We start from the raw sequence: 23,503 nt of genomic DNA on the forward strand, positions 1-23,503 counted from the left end.
CGACAGGAGCCTTTGCCATGCTGCAGTTCAACCGCTTTCTCGCCCTGCCTGCCGCCCTCGGCGCGCTGGTGCTCACCGGCTGCGCCACCATGTCGCCGCCCCCGCCCGTGGACATTTTGCCCACCACGCCGCCGCCCATCGCCGCAGTGCAGCGCACACCGCCACCGGTGACCGGCAGCCTGTTCCACAACGCCAGCTACCGGCCTGCGTTCGAAGACCGCCGTGCACGCCTGGTGGGCGACAACGTGACGATCATGATCGTGGAGAACGTGACGGCCAGCCAGAAGTCCACATCCACCGTGGACCGAACCTCCAACGCCAAGGCCGGCATCACCAACCTGCCCTTCGTGAAGAAGTCGCTCAGCGACGTCACCACGCTGGGCGCGGGCTCGGAAAACACCTTCTCCGGCAAGGGCGGCACCGAAAGCGCCAACACCTTCACCGGCTCGATCACCGCCACCGTGGTGGACGTGCTGCCCAACGGCCACCTGGTCGTGACGGGTGAAAAGCAGATCGGCGTGAACCAGAACGTGGACGTGCTGCGCTTCTCGGGCACCATCGATCCGCGCGCCCTGCAGCCCGGCAGCATCGTGAATTCCACCCAGGTGGCCAACGTGCGCGTCGAATCGCGCGGCCGCGGGGCGCAGAACGAAGCCCAGGCCATGGGGTGGATGAACCGGATCTTCAATACCGTCACGCCGTTCTAGAAGTTCTGGAATTTCACCCCCTGAGGCGCTGCGCGCCTTCCCCCTCTCTCTACGCGCTGCGCGCTACGGGAGGGGGACGCCGCCAGCGCGGCGGGGCGGCCCTTGCGCGGCGGCCCTCGCCTGGGGCGCGCCAGGTTTTACGAATGCGGGTTCGGGATGCGCCCGGGCTCCAATACCGGGGGCATGGAGACCCTGTGCGTCTGGGCGCTGTCGTGCCCCACACCATCATTGCTACACAATTTATAGCTACTAGCGCTTATTCATCAAGCGGTAGAGGCTGTTTTTATTCAAATTCTTTTTCGTAGCGCGGCACCAGCGTCTGCCTGGTTTTCCGCGCGCCACTGGCCGCGCCCCACCCGCCCGGGAACGCACGCAATAAGCCGGTGAACCCGCTTCTTTTTGGGTTTTAGTTCTTGGCGGGGCCGACCACAATCGATGCCATGAAAGCCTTGTCCCACTCCTTCCTGCCACGCACTTCGCGCGCTCTCTGGCTGCTGCTGGCCCTGGTGGCCGCTGGGGTGGCGCTGCCCGCCCATGCGTTGCGCATCAAGGAAGTGGCTGCGGTGCAAGGCGTGCGCAGCAACCAGTTGACGGGCTACGGCCTGATCGTGGGCCTGGACGGCACTGGCGACCAGACCACGCAGATGCCCTACACCACGCAGGCGATGTCGAACTACCTGCAGCAGATGGGCATCAGCCTGCCGCCCGGCGCGGCCAACCAGCTGCAGCTCAAGAACGTGGCGGCCGTGATCGTCACGGCGCAACTGCCGGCCTTTGCGCAGCCCGGGCAGATGATCGACATCAACGTGTCCTCCATGGGCAACGCCAAGTCGCTCAAGGGCGGCACGCTGATCGTCACGCCCCTGCGCGGTGCCGATGGCGAGATCTACGCGCTGGCCCAGGGCAACGTGGTGGTCGGTGGCGCAGGCGCCTCCGCCGGCGGCAGCAAGGTCCAGATCAACCACCTGAGCGCCGGCCGCGTGCCGCAGGGCGCACAGGTCGAGCGGGCCGTGCCCACCCCCCTGAACGAAGGCGCCACCATCAACCTGGGGCTCAATGCCTCCGACTTCCAGGTGGCGCGCCGCGTGGCGCAGGCCATCAACGGCAAGCTGGGCAACGGCCTGGCCACGGCGCTCGACGGCCGCACCGTGCAGGTCCGCGCGCCCATCGACCCGGGTGCCCGCGTCGGCTTCATCGCCGACCTGGAAGAGCTGCAGCTCGAAGCCATGACACCGGCCGCCAAGGTGGTCATCAATGCCCGCACCGGATCGGTGGTGCTCAACCAGGCGGTCACGCTGGGCCCGTGTGCCATCGCACACGGCAACCTGTCGATCACCATCAGCTCCACCCCGGTCATCAGCCAGCCCAATCCGCTCTCGCAAGGGCAGACCGTGGTGGCGCAGCAAAGCGACATCCGCATCAACCAGGAGCCGGGCAACATCATCCAGATGCCGTCGTCGCCCCAGTTGGCGGACGTGGTCAAGGCGCTCAACTCGCTGGGCGCCACGCCCGGCGACCTGCTGGCCATCCTGCAGGCCATCAAGGCCGCGGGCGCCCTGAACGCCGAACTGGAAGTGATTTGACATGAAGCACCCCCTGAGTCGCTTCGCGCCTTCCCCCTCTCCTTCGGGATGGGGACGCACCCGGTGGCCTGGCAAAGCCAGTTCCACGGGTGCACTGGCCTGCGCCGCGCCCGATTCACGGCCAGTGGGTAGCCCAACGCAAGAGGCTTGACCATGGCCCTCACCCTCCCTTCGTCCGGTAGCACCACCAGCAAGTCGAACGCGCTGGCGGTGGACATCCGCTCGCTGAACTCGCTCAAGTACGACGCGGGCACGGCCAACAACGCGCAGACCACGCGCGAGGTGGCCAAGCAGTTCGAATCGCTGTTCATGCGCGAGCTGATCAAGAGCATGCGCGACGCGACGATGAAGTCGGGCCTGATGGAGGGCGGCCAGGCCGACCTGGGCCAGGACATGCTGGACCAGCAGCTGTCGGTGAACATGGCCGGCATGCAGGGCGGGCTGTCCGAAGCCATTGCGCGCCAGCTGTCGCGCCAGATGGGCGGGGCCGACACCAACTTCTCCGTACCGTCCACGCTGAGCCTGCAGCGCTCGCTGCCCGGCGCTGCCGCGGCTTCGGGCAGCGCGCCGGCCGAGTCCACCATCCAGGCGCCCAAGGGCCGCGAAGGCTTTGTGCAGCATCTGTCCGGCACCGCCGAGCGCGTGGCGCAGGACAGCGGCATTCCGGCCAGCTTCATGCTCGGCCAGGCCGGCCATGAAACCGGCTGGGGCAAGAGCGAGATCCGCCACAAGGACGGCTCCAACTCGTTCAACCTGTTCGGCATCAAGGCCGGCAAGGGCTGGACGGGCAAGGTCGCCGAGATCACGACCACCGAATTCATCAACGGCAAGCCGCAAAAGGTGACGGCCAAGTTCCGCGCCTACGACTCGTACGAAGACTCCTTCCGCGACTACGCACGGCTGATCAACGACAACCCCCGCTACGAAAAAGCCCAGGCCACCGCCAAGACCGGCTCGGCCGTGGCCTACGCCGCCGAGCTGCAAAAGGCCGGCTACGCGACCGACCCCGACTACGCCAAGAAGCTCAGCGGTGCCATCAACAGCGCGCTGCGCACTCAACGTGCCCAAGCATGACAACGCGAGGTAAGCCATGAGCCTGCTCAACGTCGGCGCCCGCGCGCTGCTGGCCAACCAGGTGGCCCTGCAAACGGCGGGCCACAACATCGCCAACGTCAACACGCCCGGCTACTCGCGCCAGACCGTGGCGCTGCAGACCGTGCAGGGCCAGTTCACCGGCGGCGGCTACATCGGCCAGGGTGTGGACGTGCAGACCATCCTGCGCAACCAGAGCGAGCTGCTCACGCGCCAGTCGGCTACGGCCGGCTCGGTGCAGGCGTCCGACATCGTGCGGGCCGAGCGCCTGCGCCAGCTGCAGGAAGTCTTCAGCGGCGGCACCGCCGGCCTGGGCGCAGCCATCAACGACATGATGAACGCATTCTCCGACGTGGTGAGCGCGCCCACCGACATCACCGCCCGCACCGTGGTGCTCACCCGCATGGACGAAACGGCTGCGCGCATGCGCTCGGCCGCGGACCGCCTGACCGAAATCCAGTACACCGTCACCGAGCAGCTCAACAGCAGCGTCACCGCCGTGAACAGCCTGGCCAAGCAGATGGCCAGCATCAACGAGCAGATCGCCCGCGCCAAGGGCAACGGCCAGACGCCCAACGACCTGCTCGACCAGCGCGACCAGGTCATCCGCGACATCAACCAGTACATCCAGACCACGCAGATCCCCGCCGACGACGGCACCGTGGGCCTGTTCGTGGCGGGCAGCCAGCCGCTGGTGCTGGGCACCACCGCCACCAGCCTCTCGGTGGACGACGCCACCGCCTTCCCGGGCAGCGGGCAGATCAAGCTGTTCTTCAACCGCCCGGGCTCGCCGTCCATCGAGATGGACGAGAACGTGCTGGGCGGCGGATCGATGTCGGGCCTGCTGCGCTTCAACAACACCGATCTGGCGGAAGGCCGCAACCTGCTGGGCCGCATGGCCATGGCCATCGGCACGACGATGAACGACCAGCACAACCTGGGCCTCACGCTCGACGGCGCGCTGGGCAAGGACCTGTTCTCGCTGCCCACCAGCATGCCCGGCCACACGAACGGTGCGGGCGTGGGATCGGTGTCGTTCACCGGCCCCACGCAGTTCGCTGCGTCGGACTACGAGATCCGCTTCACCACCGGCACCGCCGGGCAGGTAGTGCGCCTGTCGGATGGCAAGGCCACTGCGTTCACGAGCGCCGCCAACCTGGCCACGCTGCAGATCGACGGGCTCAACTTCAACCTGACCACGCCGGGCAACCCGGGCGAGCGCATGCTGTTCAAGCCGTTCAGCACGGCCGCCAGCAACATCCAGGCGCTGGTGTATTCGCCGCGCGACCTGGCCGTGGCCAACCCGGTCAACGCGGCCATGGGCACGTCCAACGGCGGCACCATGCAGCTGGCGGGCCTCAAGGCCACCGGCCTGCCCAACCCGCCCGGGCTGGTGCTGCCGCCCAACGCCAACGCGGCTGCCGTGCCCCCCATCCTGGGCGGCATCCAGCTGCGCTTTACTGCCGGCCCGCCGACCACGTACGACGTGCTCGACCGCGGCACCGCGCCGCCCACCACCGTGGCGGCCGCGCAGCCCTACACGCCGGGTGCACCCATCACCATCAACGGGTGGGAGATCAAGCTGCAGGGCACGCCCAACACCGGCGACACGGTCGTCATCGGCAATGCGTCCGACCCGCAGTACGGCGACACCTTCACCCGCAACTCGGGCAACGCCAGCGCGCTGATGGGCCTGCGCGACGTGAAGATGTTCGACGAATCCACCCTCTCGGACGGCTACGCCGGCGCCATTGCGCAGGTGGGCACCCGCACGCAAAGCTCGCTGTTCGCGGCCGAGCTGTCCACCACCATCGCCTCCAACCTGGAGCGCGACCGCACCGCGATCTCGGGCGTGAACCTGGACGAAGAGGCCGCCCGCCTGATCCAATACCAGCAGGCCTACCAGGCATCGTCCAAAATGATCCAGATCGCGCAGAACATCTTCGACTCGCTGATCCAGGGCATGGGCCGCTGATGACCGCACCGTACAGAGCTAGGAGCCTCCCATGAGCAGCAGCATCTACCGCATTGGCACCGCCAACATGTACGACAACGCCCTGCGCAATTTGGGCACGCGGCAGACCAACCTGTCCAACCTGCAGGAGAACCTCACCTCCGGCAAACGCGTGGTGCGCGCCAGCGACGACCCCGTGTCGGCCGCGCAGGCCGAGCGCGCCATCAACCGCCTGTCGCGCATCCAGACCGAGCAGCGCGCGCTGGAAACACAGCGCAACGCCATCGCCCAGGCCGAATCCGCGCTGGGAGACGCGGTCGACCTGGTGCAGAACTTCCGCGAGCTGGTGGTGAACGCCGGCAGCGCCGCCCTGACGCCCAACGACCGCGCCACCATTGCCAACCAGCTGCAGGGCCTGCGCGAGCAAATGGTGGAGGTGGCCAACCGCAAGGACACCAACGGCATTCCGCTGCTGGGCGCGCTGGGCAGTGCCCTGGCGCCCTTCCTCGGCCCGCTGAGCAGCTCGCCCGACTACGGCTTCAACGGCCTGCCCGGCCAGGCGGCCAGCTCTGGCGTGACCATCCCCGGCACGCTGGACGGCGAGGCCGCCTTCATGTTCGACCCGCAGCGCGACGGCGTGTACACCGCCGGCGTGAGCGCCATTCCGAGCAGCCGCTTTCTGAACACCACGGCCATCACCCCGGTGAACCCGAGCCTGGTGACCGGCAACAACTACTCGATCGCCTTCAGCGCCGTCGGCCCCGGCGCCACGGCGGGCACCACCACGGCCACCTACACCATCACCAACACCACCACGGGCGCCGTGTCGGCCCCGGTGACGGTGCCGGACTTCCCGTCCGACAAGCCCATGAACGTCACGGTCGCCAGCATCCCGGGGCTGACCTTTGACATCAAGGGCACACCGGCCAACGGCGACACCATCACGCTGGCGCCCAGCCCCAGCATGTTCAGCGCCATGGACGCCGCCATCCGCGACATCCGCAACGCCCCGGACAGCAATGCCGCAGCGCAGGCCGTGGGGCAGGCACTGGGCAACATGGACATCGGCCTCGAACGCATGCACAACATGCGCGGCTATGCAGGCGAGCTGCTCAACCGCGCGGACCGCATCACGGGCGACCAGGACAAGCGGTCCGTGCAGCTTGAAGGCGACCGGTCACGGGCGGAGGATCTCGATATGATCCAGGGGATATCGGACTTCCAGAACCAGCAGGTCGGCTATGAGGCTGCACTCAAGTCCTACGCGCAGGTTCAAAAGCTGTCCTTGTTCAATTTCATCAGCTAACGCGGGTCTGCCCACGGCTCCACGCATCCCCAAGCCGGGGATGCCGGGGAATGCTGGGGAACAGACCCCATGAGACAACGCCTGAGAGCACATGGTCCAATCTGTCCTTGGCAGCCTGATTCTGGGCTACCGCCCCCTGTGGAGCCGGGCCCGCAAGCTCGCGGGCATCCAGCTCTATGCCCACAACGATGCGTCGGTGGTGGTCGACGCGGCGCATTTGCTGCGCACGCTGCAGGAGCTCTGGTCCGCCAGCTCCCCGCCCATCCTCCTGTCACCCCAGAACCGCCAGCTGCTGTGCGACATGCTGGAGCACGCCCCCCGCGGCGCACCGTGGATCGAAGTGCGCGGCGAGTGGCTGGCCGACTCGGCCATCTACACCCGCGTGATGGCAGCCCACCAGCGCGGCCTGCGGCTGGTGTGGCGCGGCGAGCTGGGCAAGCTGCCCGAGCCCGACGTGGCACAGTGCTTTGACAACAGCCTGCTGAGCCTGCGGCCCGAAGACGCGGTGGCGGCCCTGAAGCCCCCTGCCCCTGGCCGCCCCGGAGCCGCGGGCGCGCGCTCGGGCCCGCCGATCCTGGCCGGTCAGATGTACGAAGGCATCGCCAGCCGCGCCCTGATGGAGCGCTGCCTGGACGAGCACAACGCGATGGCGCTGGCCGGCTGGCCCGCCGAAGACGTGCTCTACAGCCTGCGCCACCACCCCCAGCAGCCGTCGCACGCGGTGATCTTCAAGCTCATGAAGGCCATTGACGCGGAGCAGTCGCTCGAGACGTTTGAAGCCATCATGGGCGAAGACCCGCTGTTGGCCTACCGCTTCATGGTCTACACCAACTCGGCGGCGCTGGGCCTGCGCACGGGCATCGACTCGCTGCGCCGGGGCCTGGTGATGATGGGCTACGGCTCCATCAAGCGCTGGCTGTCCGACCAGCTGCCACACGCCAGCACCGACCCCAACATGCAGCCCGTGCGCGAGGCCATGCTGATGCGCGCCGAGCTGACGGCGCACCTGCTGGATGCCGGCATCGAAAACGACCTGCGCCGCGAGATCTATCTGTGCGGCCTCCTGTCGCAGATCGACGACCTGATGGGCGAGCCCCTGGGCACCATCCTGCGCCGCCTGCCCTTGTCCGAACGCATCTACGACGCCACCGTGCTGCACACCGGCCCCTACGCCGCGGGCCTGCAGATGGCCTGCGCACTGGAGACCGACGACGCCAGCGCCATCCGCCAGCTGTGCGAGACGCACGAAATGGACCTCGAGGAAGTCAACCGCGCGCTGCTGCGGGTGCTGGCCGATCTCGAGGTCGAACGCAGCAAGTAGGCCTGCGCACCGCCGGCCGCCACGCATGGGGCCGGCGGCCGGTGGCGGCGGTGCGCGCGTTATTCGGCCTTGTGCGGGCGTGGACGCACCAGCAGGAGTCACCCAAATTGGCAACCCTCTCGCTGATTCATATGCATTGATTTTCTGCCGTTATGGCGTGCAAAACGCGGTCCAAATTTTGCAACATATCAATACAATTTTTTATTGACCGGAACGATGAAGTAGCTTTTGAGCACACCCCTGCGGGGCAGCGAAGGAAAGAATTCCTTCACAGGGCCGGACACCCTCATCCACTTGTTCGGCACCTTAGAAGCCGCGTCAGACAATGCTTTCTTGCTCTCATTTTTCTGCAATCCGTGTTTGCAGGCTGTTCGCTGCCGCCTGTGCCTTATCCCTCACCGCTTGCGGCACCCTCACGGGCATACCCTCTCACGGCGGCGGCAAGCGCTTCGCCACCGAACAGCGGCTGGTATCGGCCAGCATCCGCTCCTCGCTCAAGGACCTGGACATCTCCAGCCTGAAGGGCATGCGTGCAGCGCTCGTGTTCGACCTGGTGGCCGACGAGGGGGGCGGCAACCTCTCCGGCGGACGCTGGAGCCCCGGCCTGCTCTTCAGCGTGGGCAGCGCCATGAGCCCCGTCAGCAGCACCGTGAACGCCTTCCAGGTCTACAACCTCGCCGAAGGCGGCACCAACTACACCAACACCAATTCGGGCGGCGCCTCGACCACCACCGGCACCACCCTGCAGACTGGCACCAGCAACACCGTGAGCTCCAGCCAGACGGCCGAGACATCGAACAGCTCCACCAGCGGCACCAGCAGCAGCATAGGCACCAGCACCAGCACCACGGGCGGCACGACCACCACCACCAACTACAGCCAGACCGACAACAACAGCTCGAGCACCAGCGGCAGCTCCAACAGCACGACCAACAGCACCAGCACCACCAACTCCAGCGGGCGCACCAACTCCGACAGCAACACCAACAGCACCGGCAACAGCCGCACTGCGGGTGGCCAGAACTACCAGCGCGAAGCCATCACGCCCGCAGCCGTCACCAGCGTCACCAGCAGCCAGGGCAACCGGCGCGACAACACGGCCTCCCTGCAATACAGGGGCCTGGGCGAGTACCAGAACTTCCCGGTGCCCAAGAGCGACGCCAGCCTGCTCATGGGGCTGGTGCGCAACTACTTCCTGCTCAGCGGCGTGGTCCCCACCACGCCCAACGACCCCTCGGCCGACGTCCTGGTCTACGTGACAGTGGACATCTTCGGCATCGTGCGCAGCCGGTTCGATGCCATGGTCTACAACAACGAAACCGTCAAGGCCGAGACCAGCTTTGAAATCATGGCCTTCGACCGCGAAGGCAAGAACGTGCTGCGCCCGCAGCAGGCCAGCAACGAAGCCCAGTACCGCGAACACTACCTGATGTGGGTCGGCCCGCTGGAGACCAAGGAGACCGTGCGCGACGCACAGGGGCTTCTGGTCAACTTCAAGGACGTGGGCCTGCGCTCCCCGCTGGCAGCCGCTGAACGCGCGGAGCAGCCATGATGCCCGGCCTCATCCATCGCATCCACCGCATTCCGCGCCTCGTGCGCCTCTTGCGCCTCTCCCACCACCTGCGGCGCATGGGCGCATCCACCGTCCTGGCACTGGCTGCATGCCTAGCAGCGGGCATGGCGCCAGGCCCTGCCGCGGCCCAGGCTGCCAGTGACGCCTCGGTGCTGAAACTGCTGTCCGTCAACGGCGCCCAGAAGTCGCTGGAGCAGGCGCTGGCCGGCATGGAGGCACAGATCCGCCAGCAGGTCACCGCCGACATGGTCCGCTACAACGGCGGCAAGCCGCTGACCCGCACCCAGCAGACCGCCGTCGACCAGGTCGTGCCCAAAGTCGTCCAGCTGCTGCGCGAGAAGCTGAGCTGGGAGACCCTCAAGCCGAGCTACATCAGCATCTACAAAAGCCAGCTCGACCAGGCCGATGTGTACCGCCTCATCAAGCTCTACCAGGACCCAGACTACGTGCGGGTGGTCGAGAAGATGCAACTGGTCAACCAGCAATCGGCGCGGGTGATGTTCGAGCAGGTGCCAGGCATCATGAAGGGCCTGCAGCCGCTCTTGGAAGACGCAGTGCAAAAGGCGCTGGCGCAATGACGAGCGCTCTGCGCAACGCACAAGGCCGTGAACAAAGCAGCGGCCGCGCAGGCTGGCTGGCCCGCCTGCTCATCTGGGTGCTGCTCGTGTCCGTGCACACGGCCAGCTTCGCACAGGTCGTGCGCCCCATCATCTGGGGGCCCCACGGCGCGCCCCAGACCGGCTTCACCGCCAATGGCACCTTCCTGCAAAACGGCATCATCACGCCCAACCCGCACCAGGGCCTGCACACCCTGATGAACATCTCGGTGTGGACCGTCAGCGCTTTCGCGCTGAGTAACACCACCGACCCCAACTACGTGCAGCCGTCGCTGGCCGACATGGCCACCGCGCTAAACCTCACGCCCCAGCAAGCCGCATCGCAGATCAACACGCTGTACGTGGGCGCCAACCCCTACGCCAACGTCAGCACGCCCAATGCCCACACAGCGGCCAACATGGCCGCCTACGACCAGATCCTGGCCGACTACGCTGCGCTTGGCGGCGTGGCCGCCACCACACAGCCTCAGGGCGGGCTGTCGATCTTCGGCTCTGACGCGCTGCTGAACACCCCCGTGTTCCAGGCCGCCCTGCCCAGTGGCCAAGGCGCAGCGGGCGTCGTCATCTCAGAGAGCGTCGAATCGGTGCAAAACACCGCAGTCGTGGCCAACTTCAACGCCATCCAGCTGCAGAACTCCACGCTGCTGGGCTCGCCCATCTTCTACTCCAAGCACCGCATCCCCACCGGGCCCGGCGCTGGCGGCGCCGGTGCGGGCAACTCCAACTGCATCGCCATGGGCGAATGCGCCGCCGACGGCGCCCAGCAACTGCACCAGAACCTGTTCGGCGCGTTCAACCCGCACAGTGGCGTCGAACTGGGCTACGTGATGCCCGGCGGGCAAGCCCACGCCTTCGACCTCAAGAAAAACCCCCACTTCGCTGCCTCGTTCATGAACGCGCAGTCGGATAACGGCGACATCAACCCACGCCAGAACGCCATCGTGGGGCAGAACCTGGCCAAGGCCACCAGCCAGCACGCTAAGGGCCTGCAGGCCAGCGCGGGCATCAACTTTGCCGGATTCGAGGAAGACCGCGCGCTGTTCATGCAGGGCGTGGACCTGTATGCGCACGTCAGCTCGCCGGCCGAGCGGGCCACGCTCGATGCCCTGCGCAGCGGCACCCTCAAGCCCGGAGACCCTGGCTACGAAGCCGCCCAGGCCCTGGCCCAACGCACCTTCAGCCGCGCATGGGCGCAGCATGTGGAGTACGAAACCGCCATCGTGCACAACCGCGAGTCGGCGCACTACCAGGCGCAGAAGCTGCAGCTGCAAGGCGCGGGCGACCGCGAGCTCTTCCAGCAAGGCCTGAACCTGTACTGCAAGAGCTGCGATGCGCAGCAGGAGCAAAGCCTGCGCAGCCTGGCCCAAGGCCAGCTCAAGGAAGGCGATGCCGGCTGGCGCGAGGCGCGCGACCTGGCCGAGCAGCGCTTCAAGCGCGCCTACGAAGACAGCCTGATGCCCCCGCCCAAGAAAAGCCTGTTCAAGCAACTGGCAGCGGTAGTAGTGGCAGCCGTGGCCGCGTTCTTCATCGGGCCGGCGGTCAGCGGCTGGCTGGCCAACCTCATCCCTGGCGCCACGGCAACCAGTGCTGCAGGCGCCACCGTGGTGGCCGGCACCGCCGGTACATCGCTGACCGTGGGGGGCGCCATGGCCACCGGGCTGGGCACCATGGCAGCAACCACCACCAGCGCGTTCCTGAGCACCGGCATCGCCACCGGCAGCGTGAGCCAGGGCCTGAAGGCCGCAGGCCGCGCCATGCAGGGCGGCCTGGTGTCGGTCGCGGTCAACATGCTGGCGCCGGGCCTGGGCTTCACGAATTCCGAGAGCCTGATCAACCGGTCCTTCAACGTGCTGGCCAACGCCGCCGGTGCCACCGTCGCGGGCGGAGGCAGCTTCGGGCAGAACCTGCTGAACGCCGGCGTGGGCGCAGGCATGCAGGCCGTCGGCGCCCAGGTCGCAGGCGCCGTTGGAGACACTTACAGCGCCGGCAGCGGGCTCAACTACACTGGCCACGCGGCCTGGGGCTGCGTGAGCGGCGCCGTGGCCGCGCGCTCGGGCAGCGGCTGCGGCACGGGCGCGGTCGGCGCTGTGGTCGGAGACTGGGCGGGCCAGCAGGTGCATGCCAACCTGAACAGCGCCAATCCCAACCCCGTGCTGCAAGGCTTTGCCAACGCCGGGGGCAGCATTGATGGCACCTCCACCTTCTTCGCGGGCCTGAGCGGTGGCGCAGCAGACGCCCTGGTCGGCGGCAAGCCCGACAAGGTCCAGCAGAACTTCGGCATCGGGCAAAGCGGGGCTGAGAACGCGTTTGCCAACAACTACCTCAAACACCAGGAAATCAATAGCCGGGTCGCGGCCCAAAAAGCCTGTGATGCAGGCAACTCGTCAGCATGCGCACAACGCGATGCACTCAACCAACTCGACTCCAATCGGCAAGCAGAACTGGGCAACTGTGTTGGTACGCGAAGCACTGCGTGCGACACGATTCGCGCGCAGGCAGTAGAAGCGGCGAACGGGCTGGATCTCTATACCAAAGCACTGCTGAACAAGGTCGAAAAGGGGGAGATGACCTATGCGCAAGCCAAGCCCTACGTGGAGCAGGCGCAACGTGAGAAGCGCGACATCACTTCACCGCTGGCCGCTGACGCGTATGTTCGCTCGGGAGGACGATCAGACCCTGGCAATCCCGCCTGGATAGAGTACAAAGCGCTGACGGCCACCGAAGGGAATGACGCCGCGATGGCCCTGGGCATGGGCAGTGCGGGAGGACGCTACGAAGGGCAGCATGGGGGCAAGGCGTCGACAGGCATGCGGACTCCAGAGGGCGATGGCCTTGCCGCTTCAGACGCTGGGGCTAGTGAGGGAGGCAAAGTTGCAGGGGAAATTGCAACCCCTGTGACTTCCGGCGGGACTGCGAATTCAGCGACAGGGCCGAAGCTTGCGGAACAACTTTCAAACGAATCCCTGACGGCTAGCGGCGCCAATCTGAATAACATTAAGGTTGTTGCGGAAGGCAAAGTCAACGGGCAGGTATACATCGATACAAATCAAACTGCCAGGCCAAGTACTGCCGCCAACGCATCAGAAATTACGTTGGTGCCAGCCGATAGAGTAGCTGCGAGAGAAGCGCAAGGTCTTGGAAATGTCAACGGCAACATGGCCACTGCTCACGCAGAGGTGGGCGTAATTCAGCAAGCTTCTAACGCCGGGGTTGCTAAAGGTGCTGATATGACGCTTACGGTTAAGGGCGAAAGGGTGTGCGATTTCTGTCGTGGAGACATTCCAGCGGCAGCACAAGCAGCTGGGCTAAAGTCGTTGCAGATAGTCGATGAAGCGGCAGGTGTGACCTACTACTGGTTCCCCGGCATGACAAGACTGAAACCGAGATAATTATGAATGATTTAATTTTAACTTGGAGTGACGCAGGTACAGGTGGCCATATCAGAAATCCTGAGTGGAGCGACGTTGAGGCTAAGTTGATAGCAAACCTTGGCGGCAAGGGAGTTATTGGCATTGAAGGCGAAACCGAACATGGCCTTGGTCGGTCGATTCAAGTCAGATTTGAAAATGGCAATTATTTACTGACTTTCGGCTATGAAACAGAAGACGAATGGATTGTGCGCATGCATCAAAGAAGTGAACTTAGTTCGGACGAGATTACGCTACTTGGAGATATTTGGCGCAGCAATTGCATTTTTAAAAATCCCGCGATTGTCAGACAAGCCTTCAATGAGTTTTTTGATACTGGCACCGTGTCCGATGATCTGATGAGCGAATGATGGTTCATTCGAGTCGAGGCGGAGGCATACTAATGTCGTAGCATCACCCGAAAGCTAAAGGCCATGATCAAAAGGCGCAGCGCGATTGAGCCCGCCATTGGGAACATGAAGATGGATGGGCGGCTGGGCCGCAACCCGCTCAAGGGCGCGCTGGGCGACGCACTGCACGCGGTGATGTGCGGCGCCGGGCACAACCTGCGCATGCTCGTGGCGGCGTTGCGGCTTTATTGCGCTCGATTCGGGGTGTCGATGCAGGCGGTTATCGCCGCGCAGATCGCCCCTACGCTCAACAAACGATCTACTTGCAGCTGAGAATTGGATTTTTCAGGGCGAACCAAGTAACCTCAAGGCATTCAAAAACTTTAAATTTGGGATACTTCCACGAGCAACGATTTTGCAAATGCGAGGCAAATGGTTGAAACGTATCTCCGCACGCTTGAAGCTCAGCCAGAAGGGGGGCCGTACACCATTCTTGATGAGCGTATCCTAGAAGATGAGGAAGGGTGGTATTTCCCGTATCAGTCTACAAGCTTTGTGATGACGGGAAATTTTAGTGACTCGCTTGTTGGAAATTGGCCGATATTTTTCCGCCATAGCGACTCATACATTGGGCCACATCGACCAGGAATGGCGTTGCCGCCGTTGCAGAATTAAAGCTGGGCGCTGCGCGCAGAGCATTGATTACAGGCCGTGCCGGGCATCGAGCCCGGTTTGCCCTGGCAGGTCTGCGGGGCAACTTTGCTGATCGTAAAATTAATATAACGGGCGGTCTCAAATCCGAAGCGCAACACCAGTTGGTTGAAACGGCTCAATTGAGACTCAGTGAATGGTAGCGCCGTAGAAACATGGGTGTTGCAGAAATTGGTATTCCAGGCATTCAGTCGATCATCGCAGCGTCCAGCCGTATCGCTACTCCAACAACTGAACAACGAGACTTGGGGTTTGTTGGCCAAGTCCCAGAGACATTTCCAAGCTCAGTTGTTCCATTGCCGAATGGATATCGGCTATTCCGTGGCCCAGATTCTGAAGCGATCATTCTTAACAACGTTGCCGCCAAATTGGGAAACAGCACGTCAGCGATTGGTACGATCAACCTCCTGACAGAGCGCGCTCCCTGTGTCAGTTGCGCGAACGTCATTGACCAATTCAAAGCCAAGTATCCCAACATCACAATAAATGTGCTCGACAACGGTGGAAACATCGTGCCCCCGATCAGGAAACCATGACATGAATTTACATGAACAAAGAGTCAATTATTCAACAATTAAGCAGTGGGCAATGGATGCCTATTTTTATTTCAGCCGTGACCGAGGTGTGATTCTGGGACGGCCGCACGCAGAAATTATAGGCGGTGTTTTTATGAATATGAATTTTCATTTGATTGAAAAATTGAACGACTGATGTTACATGTAATTTGCATGGTTTTGAGTGGAGGGTGGCATCGGGAGCCGAGGAACTATCACAGAGAGCAAATAAAAGAGATTTTTGCCAACGACACACTCCAGAGCCTGCTGGCTGACATTCCTCAAGAAGAAGCTGCTTTATTCCAGCATGACCTAAAAATCCTTCAGTTAATTTGACGCTGAAGTCAACTGTTTACTCAAGCTACCCCCCCCGCCTCCGAACTACGTGCGAGTTGCGAGAAGTTGCAACTGTCGACCAACAATGGGCGCGGGTGATGGAAGCAGGCTGGCTAGACCGACTGTTCATTGGATGCTGCTCGTGTCCGTGCACTCACCCAGCAATTTTGATGACTATAAAGGCTTCCATTTATTGAGGACGGCCAAGCCATGATTTCAAAACTGGAACCTTGAGTTCCATGCGTGCAGGCAATGCTCCAGTCATTGTCAACCGCAGAGAGAGGGCAGTACACGCTTTAGAAACTGCGCATCCAGCGAATATTTACCTCAAAGAATACGCGTTACTTCACCAGCAGGGTTCAATATCCAATTTTGCCCCTGGAAAACGCAGGAAGCTCATTTTCCATCAGATCAATACCATGAAAATTGCACTCCTTATCCTCAGCCTTTTATTGACTGGCTGTGCCGCTCCAAAACGCTTTTATATTTACGATCAGCCTGATGCTGCAACCATAGTGCTGAGCCAAACTTCCGACTTCAGCATGTCCAAAGTCGTGCTGTGGGGCATGCAAATGGATCAGGTGGAGCCAAATCGGGATGAGAAACTGGGTCCCTTTGCCTTTCCAGTTTCGACACGAATCTACAGACATAGTTCTGCAGAAAAGCAATTTATCATCTACGATACTAATGAGTATGGGATCGTCCACCAGTCATTCAAAATGCCACCAGGAAAATACAAAATATCGGCCATCAACGTACAACGAGTCAGTGGAACCGGGCCCGAGGCGATGTCCCTCACGGCAATGGTGGATGCAGGGCGCCCCAAAGGGCTTTTCAGCTCTCAAGATTTGAGAACATTTCCCAAGATTTTTGTTGACCTAAAGCCAGGAAGTGTCAATTACATTGGAAATTTTCGTGCGCACCTAGATAATTGCAACAACATATTGACATTGTGCGGAGAATACAGGATAGAAGTTCGAGACAGATTCGCCAGAGACATCGATCTGCTAAAAATAGAATCGCAAGACACCAAGACGATCGTCAACGAGACGATCATGATCGATCGGAAGAGCAGTCCGTACTTTTACAGAGCGGACTGAGCGCCCTCTCGAACCGCAGCTCGAAGACGCAGCACAAAATCGTGCGCACAGCACACAAAAACCCTTCCCGATTGAGGCTGCCGCGCGCGCCAGGCCGCCAACCCCCGCCTGCCTCCCTGGATGAATACTCTTCAGCCCGCACATCGCGCCCACCAGCGCTGAGCCACAGGCCTCACCCACGCCCCTGCTGCTGAGCCCGCACGCGCGCAAACGTCTTCCAGAACGCGGCCTCCTGCGTGGTGGCGAAGTTGATGCGCATGAGCGTGCTGGGCTTGCGCTCGGCATGGAACAGCGCGCCGGGCGCCAGCAGGTAGCCCTCGTCCAGCATGCGCTGCGCGAGCGCATCGGTGTCCACGCCAGTCTCCACCCAGCCGAACAGCCCCACGGGCTCGGCGGCGAAGGTGCAGCCTGCGCCCAGCGCCAGCTTCACGCTGCGGGCGCGGGCGGCATCCAGGCGGGTGCGGATGCGCTCGGCGTGGCGCCGCAACTGGCCCTGTTCGATGCACAGTGCCAGCGCCTTTTCCAGCAGCGCGGGCGTGGTCAGCGTGGCCAGCAGCTTGGTGTCCAGCAGTTGCTCGATGAGTGACGACGGCGCGGCCAGGAAGCCGATGCGCCAGTTGGGCGCGAGGATCTTGGCAAAACCGCTCACGTAGATGGTGCGCTGCAGGCCGTCGAGCGCGGTGAGGCGCGTGGCGTGCTCGGGCGCGATGTGGCTGTAGGTGTCGTCCTCGACGATGTGGAAGTTGTGCTGGTTGGCCAGCTGCAGGATGCGGTGCGCGCTGCCCGGCGACAGGCAGTAGCCGGTAGGGTTGTGGAACACGCTCACGCTCACATACAGCTTGGGCTGGTGCACCTCGCAGTACCGGGCCATGACCTCCAGGTCGGGGCCGTCGGCACGGCGCGGCACGGGCAGGATGTGCATGCCCAGGGCCGCCAGCCGCGCAAATTCCACGGCCCAGCCGGGCTCCTCCACCATCACCGGGTCGCCAGGGCGCAGCAGCGTGCGGCTCACGATATCGAGCGCGTGCGTGGCGCCCACGGTGGTGATGATGTTCTCGGGCGTGGCATGCACGTTCAGCGTGGCGAGCTTTTTGGACAGCACCCTGCGCAGCCCGGTGTCGCCCAGCGGCTCGCCGTACTGCAGCGAAAAGTCGTTCAGCGCGCGGGTGCTGGTCACCTTGCGCACTGCGGCGGGCATGAAGGTGGACTCGAGCCAGTCGGGCGGGAACACGCCCATGCCGGGCTGCGGCTTGTCGCTGATCTTGTGAAACATGCCGCGGATCAGCGCCGTGGCGTTGACGGGCGGCGCCCCGCGCGCCGCACCGCGCCCGGCGCCACGGGCCGCAAACCAGTGCGCAGTGCTCCAGTTGCCCATGCCGCGCTCGGCCTCGGGCGTGTCGGCTTCGTTGTCGGGCATGCGCTCGGCCAGGCCCGTGGCCATCTCGCGCACGAAGAAGCCGCGGTTCTTGCGCGCCTCCACCAGGCCCTGCGCCAGCAACTGGTCGTAGGCCGCCACCACCGTCGACGGGCTCACGCCGTGCTGCTGCGCGCACTGCCGCACCGACGGCAGGCGCGCGCCGGGTGCCAGCAGCCGGTTGCGGATGCGCTCGCCAAAGCGCGCCGACAGCTGTTCGGTGAGCGACTGGGTGGTGGTTTTCATGAGCATGGCGGGGTCCTTGCAGTGTGTGTGCAGCGTTCTTGCGGTGGTCTCGCCGTGCACTTGTGTACTGTTATCGCGGCCAATACAGATTGCGAACTGCGCTGCTGAACTGTATTGGTTGTGTACTGGCAGCCAAGATTACATTGAAGCCTCGGCATTGACAAGTCTCCCCACCCGGAACACCGCCCCTCCCGCACCATGAGCGCCCCCGAACTGACTGCCCTGCTGCTGTTCTGCACCGCGATGAGCTTCTCGCCGGGGCCCAACACCACGCTGTCCACGGCCCTCGCGGCCAACCTGGGCCTGCGGCGCGCGCTGCGCTTTTGCTTTGCGGTGCCCACGGGCTGGACGCTGCTCATGCTCGCCAGCGGCCTGGGCCTGGGCGCGCTGATCACCGGCGTGCCAGCCTTGCGCTGGGGCGTGACGCTGGCGGGCGTGGCCTACATGCTGTGGCTCGCTTACAAGCTCAGCCGCGCCGGCCAATTGGCCGAAGTGGACAGCGCCCGGCTGAACGTGACCTTCTGGCAGGGCGTGGGCCTGCAGTTCGTGAACATCAAGGCCTGGATGCTGGCGCTCACGCTCAGCGCGGGCTGGGTGGTCAACGCCGCGGGGCAGCCCGCCGTCAACCCCGGTGAGCGCCTGGCGATCATCTGCGTGGTGATGATGCTGTTCGCCTTCACCAGCAATTTTGTATACGCGCTGATCGGCTCGCTGCTGCGCCAGTGGCTGGCCCAGGGCACCCGCCTGCTGTGGTTCAACCGCGCGCTGGCCCTGGTGCTGGTGGTGACCGCCGTGTGGATGCTCACGCTATGAACCGCGCGCAAGAGCGTGAAGCCCTGGTCTGGGGTCTGGTGGGCGTGACTTTGTTCGCCGCCACGCTGCCGATGACACGCCTGGCCGTGGGCCCGGTGGACGCGCCGCAACTGTCGCCATGGTTCGTCACCTTCGGCCGCGCTGCGGTGGCGGGGCTGCTGTCCGTCGCGTACCTCGCGTGGCAGCGCAGCCGCGGGCAGCTGAACGTGCCGCGCCGCCCGGATTGGCCGCTGCTGGGCGTGACCGCGTTCGGCGTGATCGTCGGCTTTCCGCTGTTCCTGGCGCTGGCGCTGCGGCATGTGCCCAGCACGCACGGCGCGGTGGTCACGGCGCTGCTGCCCTTGTCCACGGCCGTGTTGGGCGCGCTGTGGTACCGCCAGCGGCCCTCCGCAGGCTTCTGGGCGTGCGCGGTGCTGGGCAGCGGGCTGGTGCTGGGCTTCATGGCCTGGCGCGCGGGCGGCTTCTACCTGGGCGCGGCCAACATCTACCTCATCATCGCGATGACCACCGGCGCCTTCGGCTACATCGGCGGTGCACGCCTCACGCCCAGCCTGGGCGCCGAGCAGGTGATCTGCTGGGTGCTGGCCTGCAGCTTGCCGCTCACCCTGCCCGTGGCCTGGTGGTTTGCACCCGCCGTGCCCGGCGCGATCAGTGCGATGGCCTGGACGGGGTTTGCCTACGTGGCGCTGTTCTCGATGTGGATCGGCTTCTTTGCCTGGTACCGCGCGCTGGCGCTGGGTGCCGTGCGGGTCAGCCAGATCCAGCTGGTGCAGCCCTTTCTGAGCCTGCTGTTCGCCGTGCCGCTGCTGGGCGAGCGCCTGGACCTCGTCACCGCATGCTTCGCGCTGGCCGTGATCGTCACCGTTTTCGTGGGCAAGAAGATGCCCGTTCACCAAGGAGCCACCGCATGACCGCCAACACCCCGTGTGCGCCGCGATCCAGGCCGTGGTGCGTTTGAAGGAGTCCAGAACATGCAGATGCACAACATCCCGTTCGCCACTACCGACTGGTCTGCCCTGCCCCGCGAGGAAAAGAGTGCGCAGGCCGGCCAGGCCTTTTGGCGCACCCAGCAGTTCGGCGACCTGCGCGTGCGCATGGTCGAGTACACGCCGGGCTATGTCTCAGACCACTGGTGCGTCAAAGGCCACGTGCTGCTGTGCGTGAGCGGAGAATTGCACACCGAGCTGGAAGACGGCCGCACATTCACTTTGACGCCCGGCATGAGCTACCAGGTGGCCGACAACGCGGAGCCCCACCGCTCCGAGTCGCCCCAGGGCGCCACGCTGTTCATCGTGGACTGAGCCACACAACGACGCACGAGGCCCTGTGAAATACTCCGTGGATCAAGGTTTGCAGCAACTGCCCGGCCCCGCCGGAGAGCGGTTCGTGGAACTCCTGCGCCATGGCAGCATGCGCACCGAGCTGTATGCGCCCCGGGGCCAGGACCCTCAGCAGCCCCACGCGCAGGACGAGCTGTACTTCATCCAGCGCGGGAGCGGAGAATTCGTGCAGGACGGAACCCGCCACCGCTGCGCTGCTGGGGACGCCTTTTTTGTACCGGCGGGGCAAGTGCACCGCTTCGAGAATTTTTCTGACGACTTTGCAACATGGGTGGTCTTTTGGGGACCGCCCGGAGGAGAACGACAATGAAACTGAACGACCTTCCGCCCACCAGCACCTGGACCCTGGCGCGCCGCGCCGAGCGCATGAACCCCTCGGTCATCCGCGAGATCCTCAAGGTCACCGAGAAGCCCGGCATCATCAGCCTGGCGGGCGGCCTGCCCTCGCCCAAGACCTTCCCGGTCTCGGCCTTTGCCGAAGCCTCGGCCGCCGTGCTGGCCAACGACGGCCCGGCCGCCCTGCAGTACGCGGCCAGCGAAGGCTATGCCCCGCTGCGCCAGGCCATCGCCGACTTCCTGCCCTGGGACGTGGATGCCGACCAGGTGCTGATCACCACCGGCTCGCAGCAGGCGCTGGATTTGATCGCCAAGGTGCTGATCGACGAAGGCAGCCGCGTGCTGGTCGAGACGCCCACCTACCTGGGTGCGCTGCAGGCCTTCACGCCCATGGAGCCCACCGTGGTGTCCGTGGCCAGCGACGATGAAGGCGTGCTGGTGGACGACCTCCGGGCCAAGGTGGGCACCGGCGCCGACAAGGCCCGCTTCCTGTACGTGCTGCCCAACTTCCAGAATCCCACCGGCCGCACCATGAGCGATGCGCGCCGTGCCGAGCTGGTCAAGGCCGCGGCCGAGCTGAACCTGCCGCTGGTCGAAGACAACCCCTACGGCGACCTGTGGTTCGACAATCCGCCGCCCGCACCGCTCACGGCCCGCAACCCCGATGGCTGCATCTACATGGGCTCGTTCTCCAAGGTGCTGGCCCCCGGCCTGCGCCTGGGCTTCGTCGTGGCCCCCAAGGCCGTGTACCCCAAGCTGCTGCAGGCCAAGCAGGCGGCCGACCTGCACACCCCCGGCTACAACCAGCGCCTGGTGGCCGAGGTGATGAAGGGCAACTTCCTGGACCGCCACGTGCCCACCATCCGCGCGCTGTACAAGCAGCAGTGCGAAGCCATGCTGGCTGCGTTGACGAAGGAAATGCAGGGCCTGGACGTGCACTGGAACCGCCCCGACGGCGGCATGTTCCTGTGGGTGCGCCTGCCCGACGGCATGAGCGCCGTGGAGCTGTTGCCCAAGGCGGTGGAGCGCAACGTGGCCTTCGTGCCCGGCGCTGCCTTCTATGCCGACAACGCCGACCCGCGCACGCTGCGCCTGTCGTTCGTGACCTCGAGCGTGGAGCAGATCGCCACCGGCATCGCGGCGCTGGCCGCGGCCGTTCGCGACCAGCTGGCCGCGCAGGCCAAGGGCTGACGCATGCTGCGCTTGTGGGGACGCATGTCGTCTATCAATGTGCGCAAGGTGGTGTGGGCCGTGCAGGAGCTGGGCCTGCCGTCGGTGCAGCGCACCGATGCGGGCGGACAGTTCGGCATCGTGCGCGAGCCCCGCTATCTGGCCTTGAACCCGAACGGCCTGGTGCCGCTGGTCGAGGACGAGGACACGGGCGCGGTGCTGTGGGAGTCCAACACCATCGTGCGCTACCTGTGCGCCCGGCATTCACTGGGCAACCTGTACCCCGAAGACCTGCCCGCGCGCTTCGTGGCCGAGCAGTGGATGGACTGGCAGCAGACCACGCTGAACCCCGCCGGGCGCGATGCCTTCCTGCAGTGGGTGCGCACACCCGCCGCGCAGCGCAATGACGCGCTCATTGCCGCATCGGTGGCCGTGACCGAGCCGCTCATGGCGATGCTGGACGCCCACCTGGCGCGCCAGCCCTTCATGGCCGGCGAGCGCTTCACCATGGCCGACATTCCCGTGGCATGCGAGATCCACCGCTGGTGGGGCCTGCCGCAAGAGCGCCCCGCGCGCCCACACCTGGAGCGCTGGTACCTGGCAGTGAGCAGCCGCACGGGCGCTATCGGCGTCCTGGACCAACCTCTCTCCTGAGCGCAGGTTGCCATGCACCAGCGCCCCTTCAAGCAGATCGACGTGTTCAGCGACCAGCCGGGCTACGGCAACCCGGTCGCAGTGGTGCTGGATGCGCAGGACCTGAGCGAGAGCGACATGCGCCGCTTCGCGGCCTGGACCAACCTGTCGGAGACGACCTTCCTGCTGCCGCCCACCGAGGCTGGGCGTGCGGCGGGTGCGGACTACCGGGTGCGCATCTTCAGCCCCAATGGCGAGCTGCCGTTTGCCGGCCACCCCACGCTGGGCACCTGCCACGCCTGGCTGCAGGCCGGCCACGCACCGCGCGTGGCGGGCATGGTGATGCAGGAATCCGCCCTGGGCCTGGTGCGTGTGGAGCACAGCGGCAGCACGCTGGCCTTTGCCGCGCCGCCATTGGCGCGCAGCGCGCCCAGCCCCGCGCTGGTGCCGCTGATTGCCAGCGCGCTGGGCGTGCGCCCGCAGCAGATTCGCGGCGCACAACTGCTGGACAACGGCCCGGTGTGGCTGGGCCTGCTGCTCGACAGCGCAGAGACGGTGCTCGGCCTCAAGCCCGACCACGCCCGCCTCAAAGACCTGGGCCAGGACGTGGGCGTGATCCACGTCGGCCCGCAGGCCAGCGACATGCGCCAGCCCGGCGCCGTGGTGCGCGCCTTTGCCGCGCCCATGGGTAACCCGGAAGACCCCGTCACCGGCACGCTGAACGCGAGCCTGGCGGAGTGGCTGATCGCCGACGGCCTGGCGCCCCCAAGCTACCTGGTGGCCCAGGGCGAGTGCCTGGGCCGCGCCGGCCGCGTGCACATCCGCAAAGACAACGCCGGGCAGATCTGGGTCGGCGGCAAGGCTGTCACCTGCATCGAAGGGACCGTTCTGCTGTGAATTCACTGTCCATCGCCCCGCCCTCCAGCGGTTGATCCACCCA

At 64.8% G+C, this 23,503-nt stretch carries 22 protein-coding genes and 1 pseudogene; 22 read left to right on the plus strand and 1 reads right to left on the minus strand.

Annotated elements, in window-relative coordinates; genetic code table 11:
* The first annotated feature begins 17 nt into the window (after nt 1-17).
* The 15 genes and pseudogenes from ACSQ3N_RS23255 to ACSQ3N_RS23325 all read left to right on the plus strand — a co-directional run bounded on the left by ACSQ3N_RS23255 (nt 18) and on the right by ACSQ3N_RS23325 (nt 16,611).
* A complete protein-coding gene (locus ACSQ3N_RS23255; RefSeq protein WP_056172847.1) occupies nt 18-707 on the plus strand; it encodes a flagellar basal body L-ring protein FlgH in 690 nt (229 codons plus the stop codon).
* 431 nt (nt 708-1,138) lie between these two features.
* Nucleotides 1,139-2,290 (plus strand): flagellar basal body P-ring protein FlgI, encoded by a 1,152-nt coding sequence (locus ACSQ3N_RS23260; RefSeq protein ID WP_369817191.1) that lies wholly within the window; start codon nt 1,139-1,141, stop codon nt 2,288-2,290.
* A gap of 153 nt (nt 2,291-2,443) precedes the next feature.
* Nucleotides 2,444-3,364, plus strand: coding sequence for a flagellar assembly peptidoglycan hydrolase FlgJ (gene flgJ, locus ACSQ3N_RS23265; protein WP_056173050.1), 921 nt, complete (start codon nt 2,444-2,446; stop codon nt 3,362-3,364).
* 16 nt (nt 3,365-3,380) lie between these two features.
* Nucleotides 3,381-5,357: a flagellar hook-associated protein FlgK gene (gene flgK / locus ACSQ3N_RS23270; protein WP_436147573.1), complete on the plus strand. Its 1,977-nt coding sequence runs from the start codon at nt 3,381-3,383 to the stop codon at nt 5,355-5,357.
* A 31-nt stretch (nt 5,358-5,388) separates the two neighbouring features.
* Nucleotides 5,389-6,642 (plus strand): flagellar hook-associated protein FlgL, encoded by a 1,254-nt coding sequence (flgL, locus tag ACSQ3N_RS23275; RefSeq protein WP_056172828.1) that lies wholly within the window; start codon nt 5,389-5,391, stop codon nt 6,640-6,642.
* A gap of 91 nt (nt 6,643-6,733) precedes the next feature.
* Entirely contained in the window at nt 6,734-7,963 is a 1,230-nt protein-coding gene (locus ACSQ3N_RS23280) for an HDOD domain-containing protein (protein ID WP_436147574.1), read from the plus strand.
* A gap of 325 nt (nt 7,964-8,288) precedes the next feature.
* Entirely contained in the window at nt 8,289-9,515 is a 1,227-nt protein-coding gene (locus tag ACSQ3N_RS23285; RefSeq protein ID WP_436147575.1) for a hypothetical protein, read from the plus strand.
* Entirely contained in the window at nt 9,512-10,114 is a 603-nt protein-coding gene (locus ACSQ3N_RS23290) for a hypothetical protein (RefSeq protein ID WP_436147576.1), read from the plus strand. Before ACSQ3N_RS23285 ends, ACSQ3N_RS23290 begins: the two co-directional genes overlap by 4 nt.
* Nucleotides 10,111-13,542, plus strand: coding sequence for a cytidine deaminase-like fold-containing protein (locus tag ACSQ3N_RS23295; protein WP_436147577.1), 3,432 nt, complete (start codon nt 10,111-10,113; stop codon nt 13,540-13,542). The genes ACSQ3N_RS23290 and ACSQ3N_RS23295 overlap by 4 nt, the downstream gene beginning before the upstream one ends.
* A gap of 2 nt (nt 13,543-13,544) precedes the next feature.
* On the plus strand, nt 13,545-13,931 hold the full coding sequence (locus tag ACSQ3N_RS23300) for a DUF6911 family protein (protein ID WP_436147578.1): 387 nt from the start codon (nt 13,545-13,547) through the stop codon (nt 13,929-13,931).
* A 36-nt stretch (nt 13,932-13,967) separates the two neighbouring features.
* A pseudogene (locus ACSQ3N_RS23305) lies at nt 13,968-14,243 on the plus strand (IS5/IS1182 family transposase); the annotation flags it as partial.
* 99 nt (nt 14,244-14,342) lie between these two features.
* A complete protein-coding gene (locus ACSQ3N_RS23310; protein WP_436147579.1) occupies nt 14,343-14,585 on the plus strand; it encodes a YrhB domain-containing protein in 243 nt (80 codons plus the stop codon).
* 191 nt (nt 14,586-14,776) lie between these two features.
* The gene (locus ACSQ3N_RS23315; protein ID WP_436147580.1) at nt 14,777-15,157 is read left to right on the plus strand and encodes a deaminase domain-containing protein; all 381 of its coding nucleotides are present in this window, start codon (nt 14,777-14,779) and stop codon (nt 15,155-15,157) included.
* A gap of 1 nt (nt 15,158) precedes the next feature.
* Nucleotides 15,159-15,332 carry a hypothetical protein gene (locus ACSQ3N_RS23320; protein ID WP_436147581.1) on the plus strand — a complete coding sequence of 58 codons (174 nt, stop codon included), beginning with the start codon at nt 15,159-15,161 and terminating at the stop codon, nt 15,330-15,332.
* Between the two features lie 418 nt (nt 15,333-15,750).
* On the plus strand, nt 15,751-16,611 hold the full coding sequence (locus tag ACSQ3N_RS23325; protein ID WP_436147582.1) for a hypothetical protein: 861 nt from the start codon (nt 15,751-15,753) through the stop codon (nt 16,609-16,611).
* A 172-nt stretch (nt 16,612-16,783) separates the two neighbouring features.
* On the opposite strand, the gene ACSQ3N_RS23330 is transcribed toward ACSQ3N_RS23325, so the two are convergent.
* The gene (locus ACSQ3N_RS23330; protein ID WP_436147583.1) at nt 16,784-18,277 is read right to left on the minus strand and encodes a PLP-dependent aminotransferase family protein; all 1,494 of its coding nucleotides are present in this window, start codon (nt 18,275-18,277) and stop codon (nt 16,784-16,786) included.
* Nucleotides 18,278-18,469: 192 nt separating this feature from the next.
* On the opposite strand from ACSQ3N_RS23330, the gene ACSQ3N_RS23335 reads away from it, so the two are divergent.
* From ACSQ3N_RS23335 to ACSQ3N_RS23365, 7 genes are read left to right on the plus strand one after another with little or no spacing between them, the layout of a single operon-like run.
* A complete protein-coding gene (locus ACSQ3N_RS23335; protein WP_436147584.1) occupies nt 18,470-19,084 on the plus strand; it encodes a LysE family translocator in 615 nt (204 codons plus the stop codon).
* The gene (locus ACSQ3N_RS23340; RefSeq protein WP_436147585.1) at nt 19,081-19,995 is read left to right on the plus strand and encodes a DMT family transporter; all 915 of its coding nucleotides are present in this window, start codon (nt 19,081-19,083) and stop codon (nt 19,993-19,995) included. The genes ACSQ3N_RS23335 and ACSQ3N_RS23340 overlap by 4 nt, the downstream gene beginning before the upstream one ends.
* Nucleotides 19,996-20,055: 60 nt before the next feature.
* Nucleotides 20,056-20,385: a DHCW motif cupin fold protein gene (locus ACSQ3N_RS23345; RefSeq protein WP_056172810.1), complete on the plus strand. Its 330-nt coding sequence runs from the start codon at nt 20,056-20,058 to the stop codon at nt 20,383-20,385.
* 25 nt (nt 20,386-20,410) lie between these two features.
* Nucleotides 20,411-20,734, plus strand: a complete 324-nt coding sequence (locus ACSQ3N_RS23350) for a cupin domain-containing protein (RefSeq protein ID WP_082517113.1) — start codon at nt 20,411-20,413, stop codon at nt 20,732-20,734.
* Complete coding sequence (locus ACSQ3N_RS23355; RefSeq protein WP_436147586.1) at nt 20,731-21,951, plus strand: PLP-dependent aminotransferase family protein; 1,221 nt, start codon at nt 20,731-20,733, stop codon at nt 21,949-21,951. Before ACSQ3N_RS23350 ends, ACSQ3N_RS23355 begins: the two co-directional genes overlap by 4 nt.
* A gap of 3 nt (nt 21,952-21,954) precedes the next feature.
* Nucleotides 21,955-22,584 carry a glutathione S-transferase gene (locus ACSQ3N_RS23360; protein WP_436147587.1) on the plus strand — a complete coding sequence of 210 codons (630 nt, stop codon included), beginning with the start codon at nt 21,955-21,957 and terminating at the stop codon, nt 22,582-22,584.
* Nucleotides 22,585-22,596: 12 nt separating this feature from the next.
* Entirely contained in the window at nt 22,597-23,460 is an 864-nt protein-coding gene (locus ACSQ3N_RS23365; protein WP_436147588.1) for a PhzF family phenazine biosynthesis protein, read from the plus strand.
* Nucleotides 23,461-23,503: the final 43 nt, after the last annotated feature.

It is taken from the genome of Acidovorax sp. LjRoot194, assembly GCF_964253015.1.
In the GTDB taxonomy this organism is placed as follows: domain Bacteria; phylum Pseudomonadota; class Gammaproteobacteria; order Burkholderiales; family Burkholderiaceae_C; genus Acidovorax.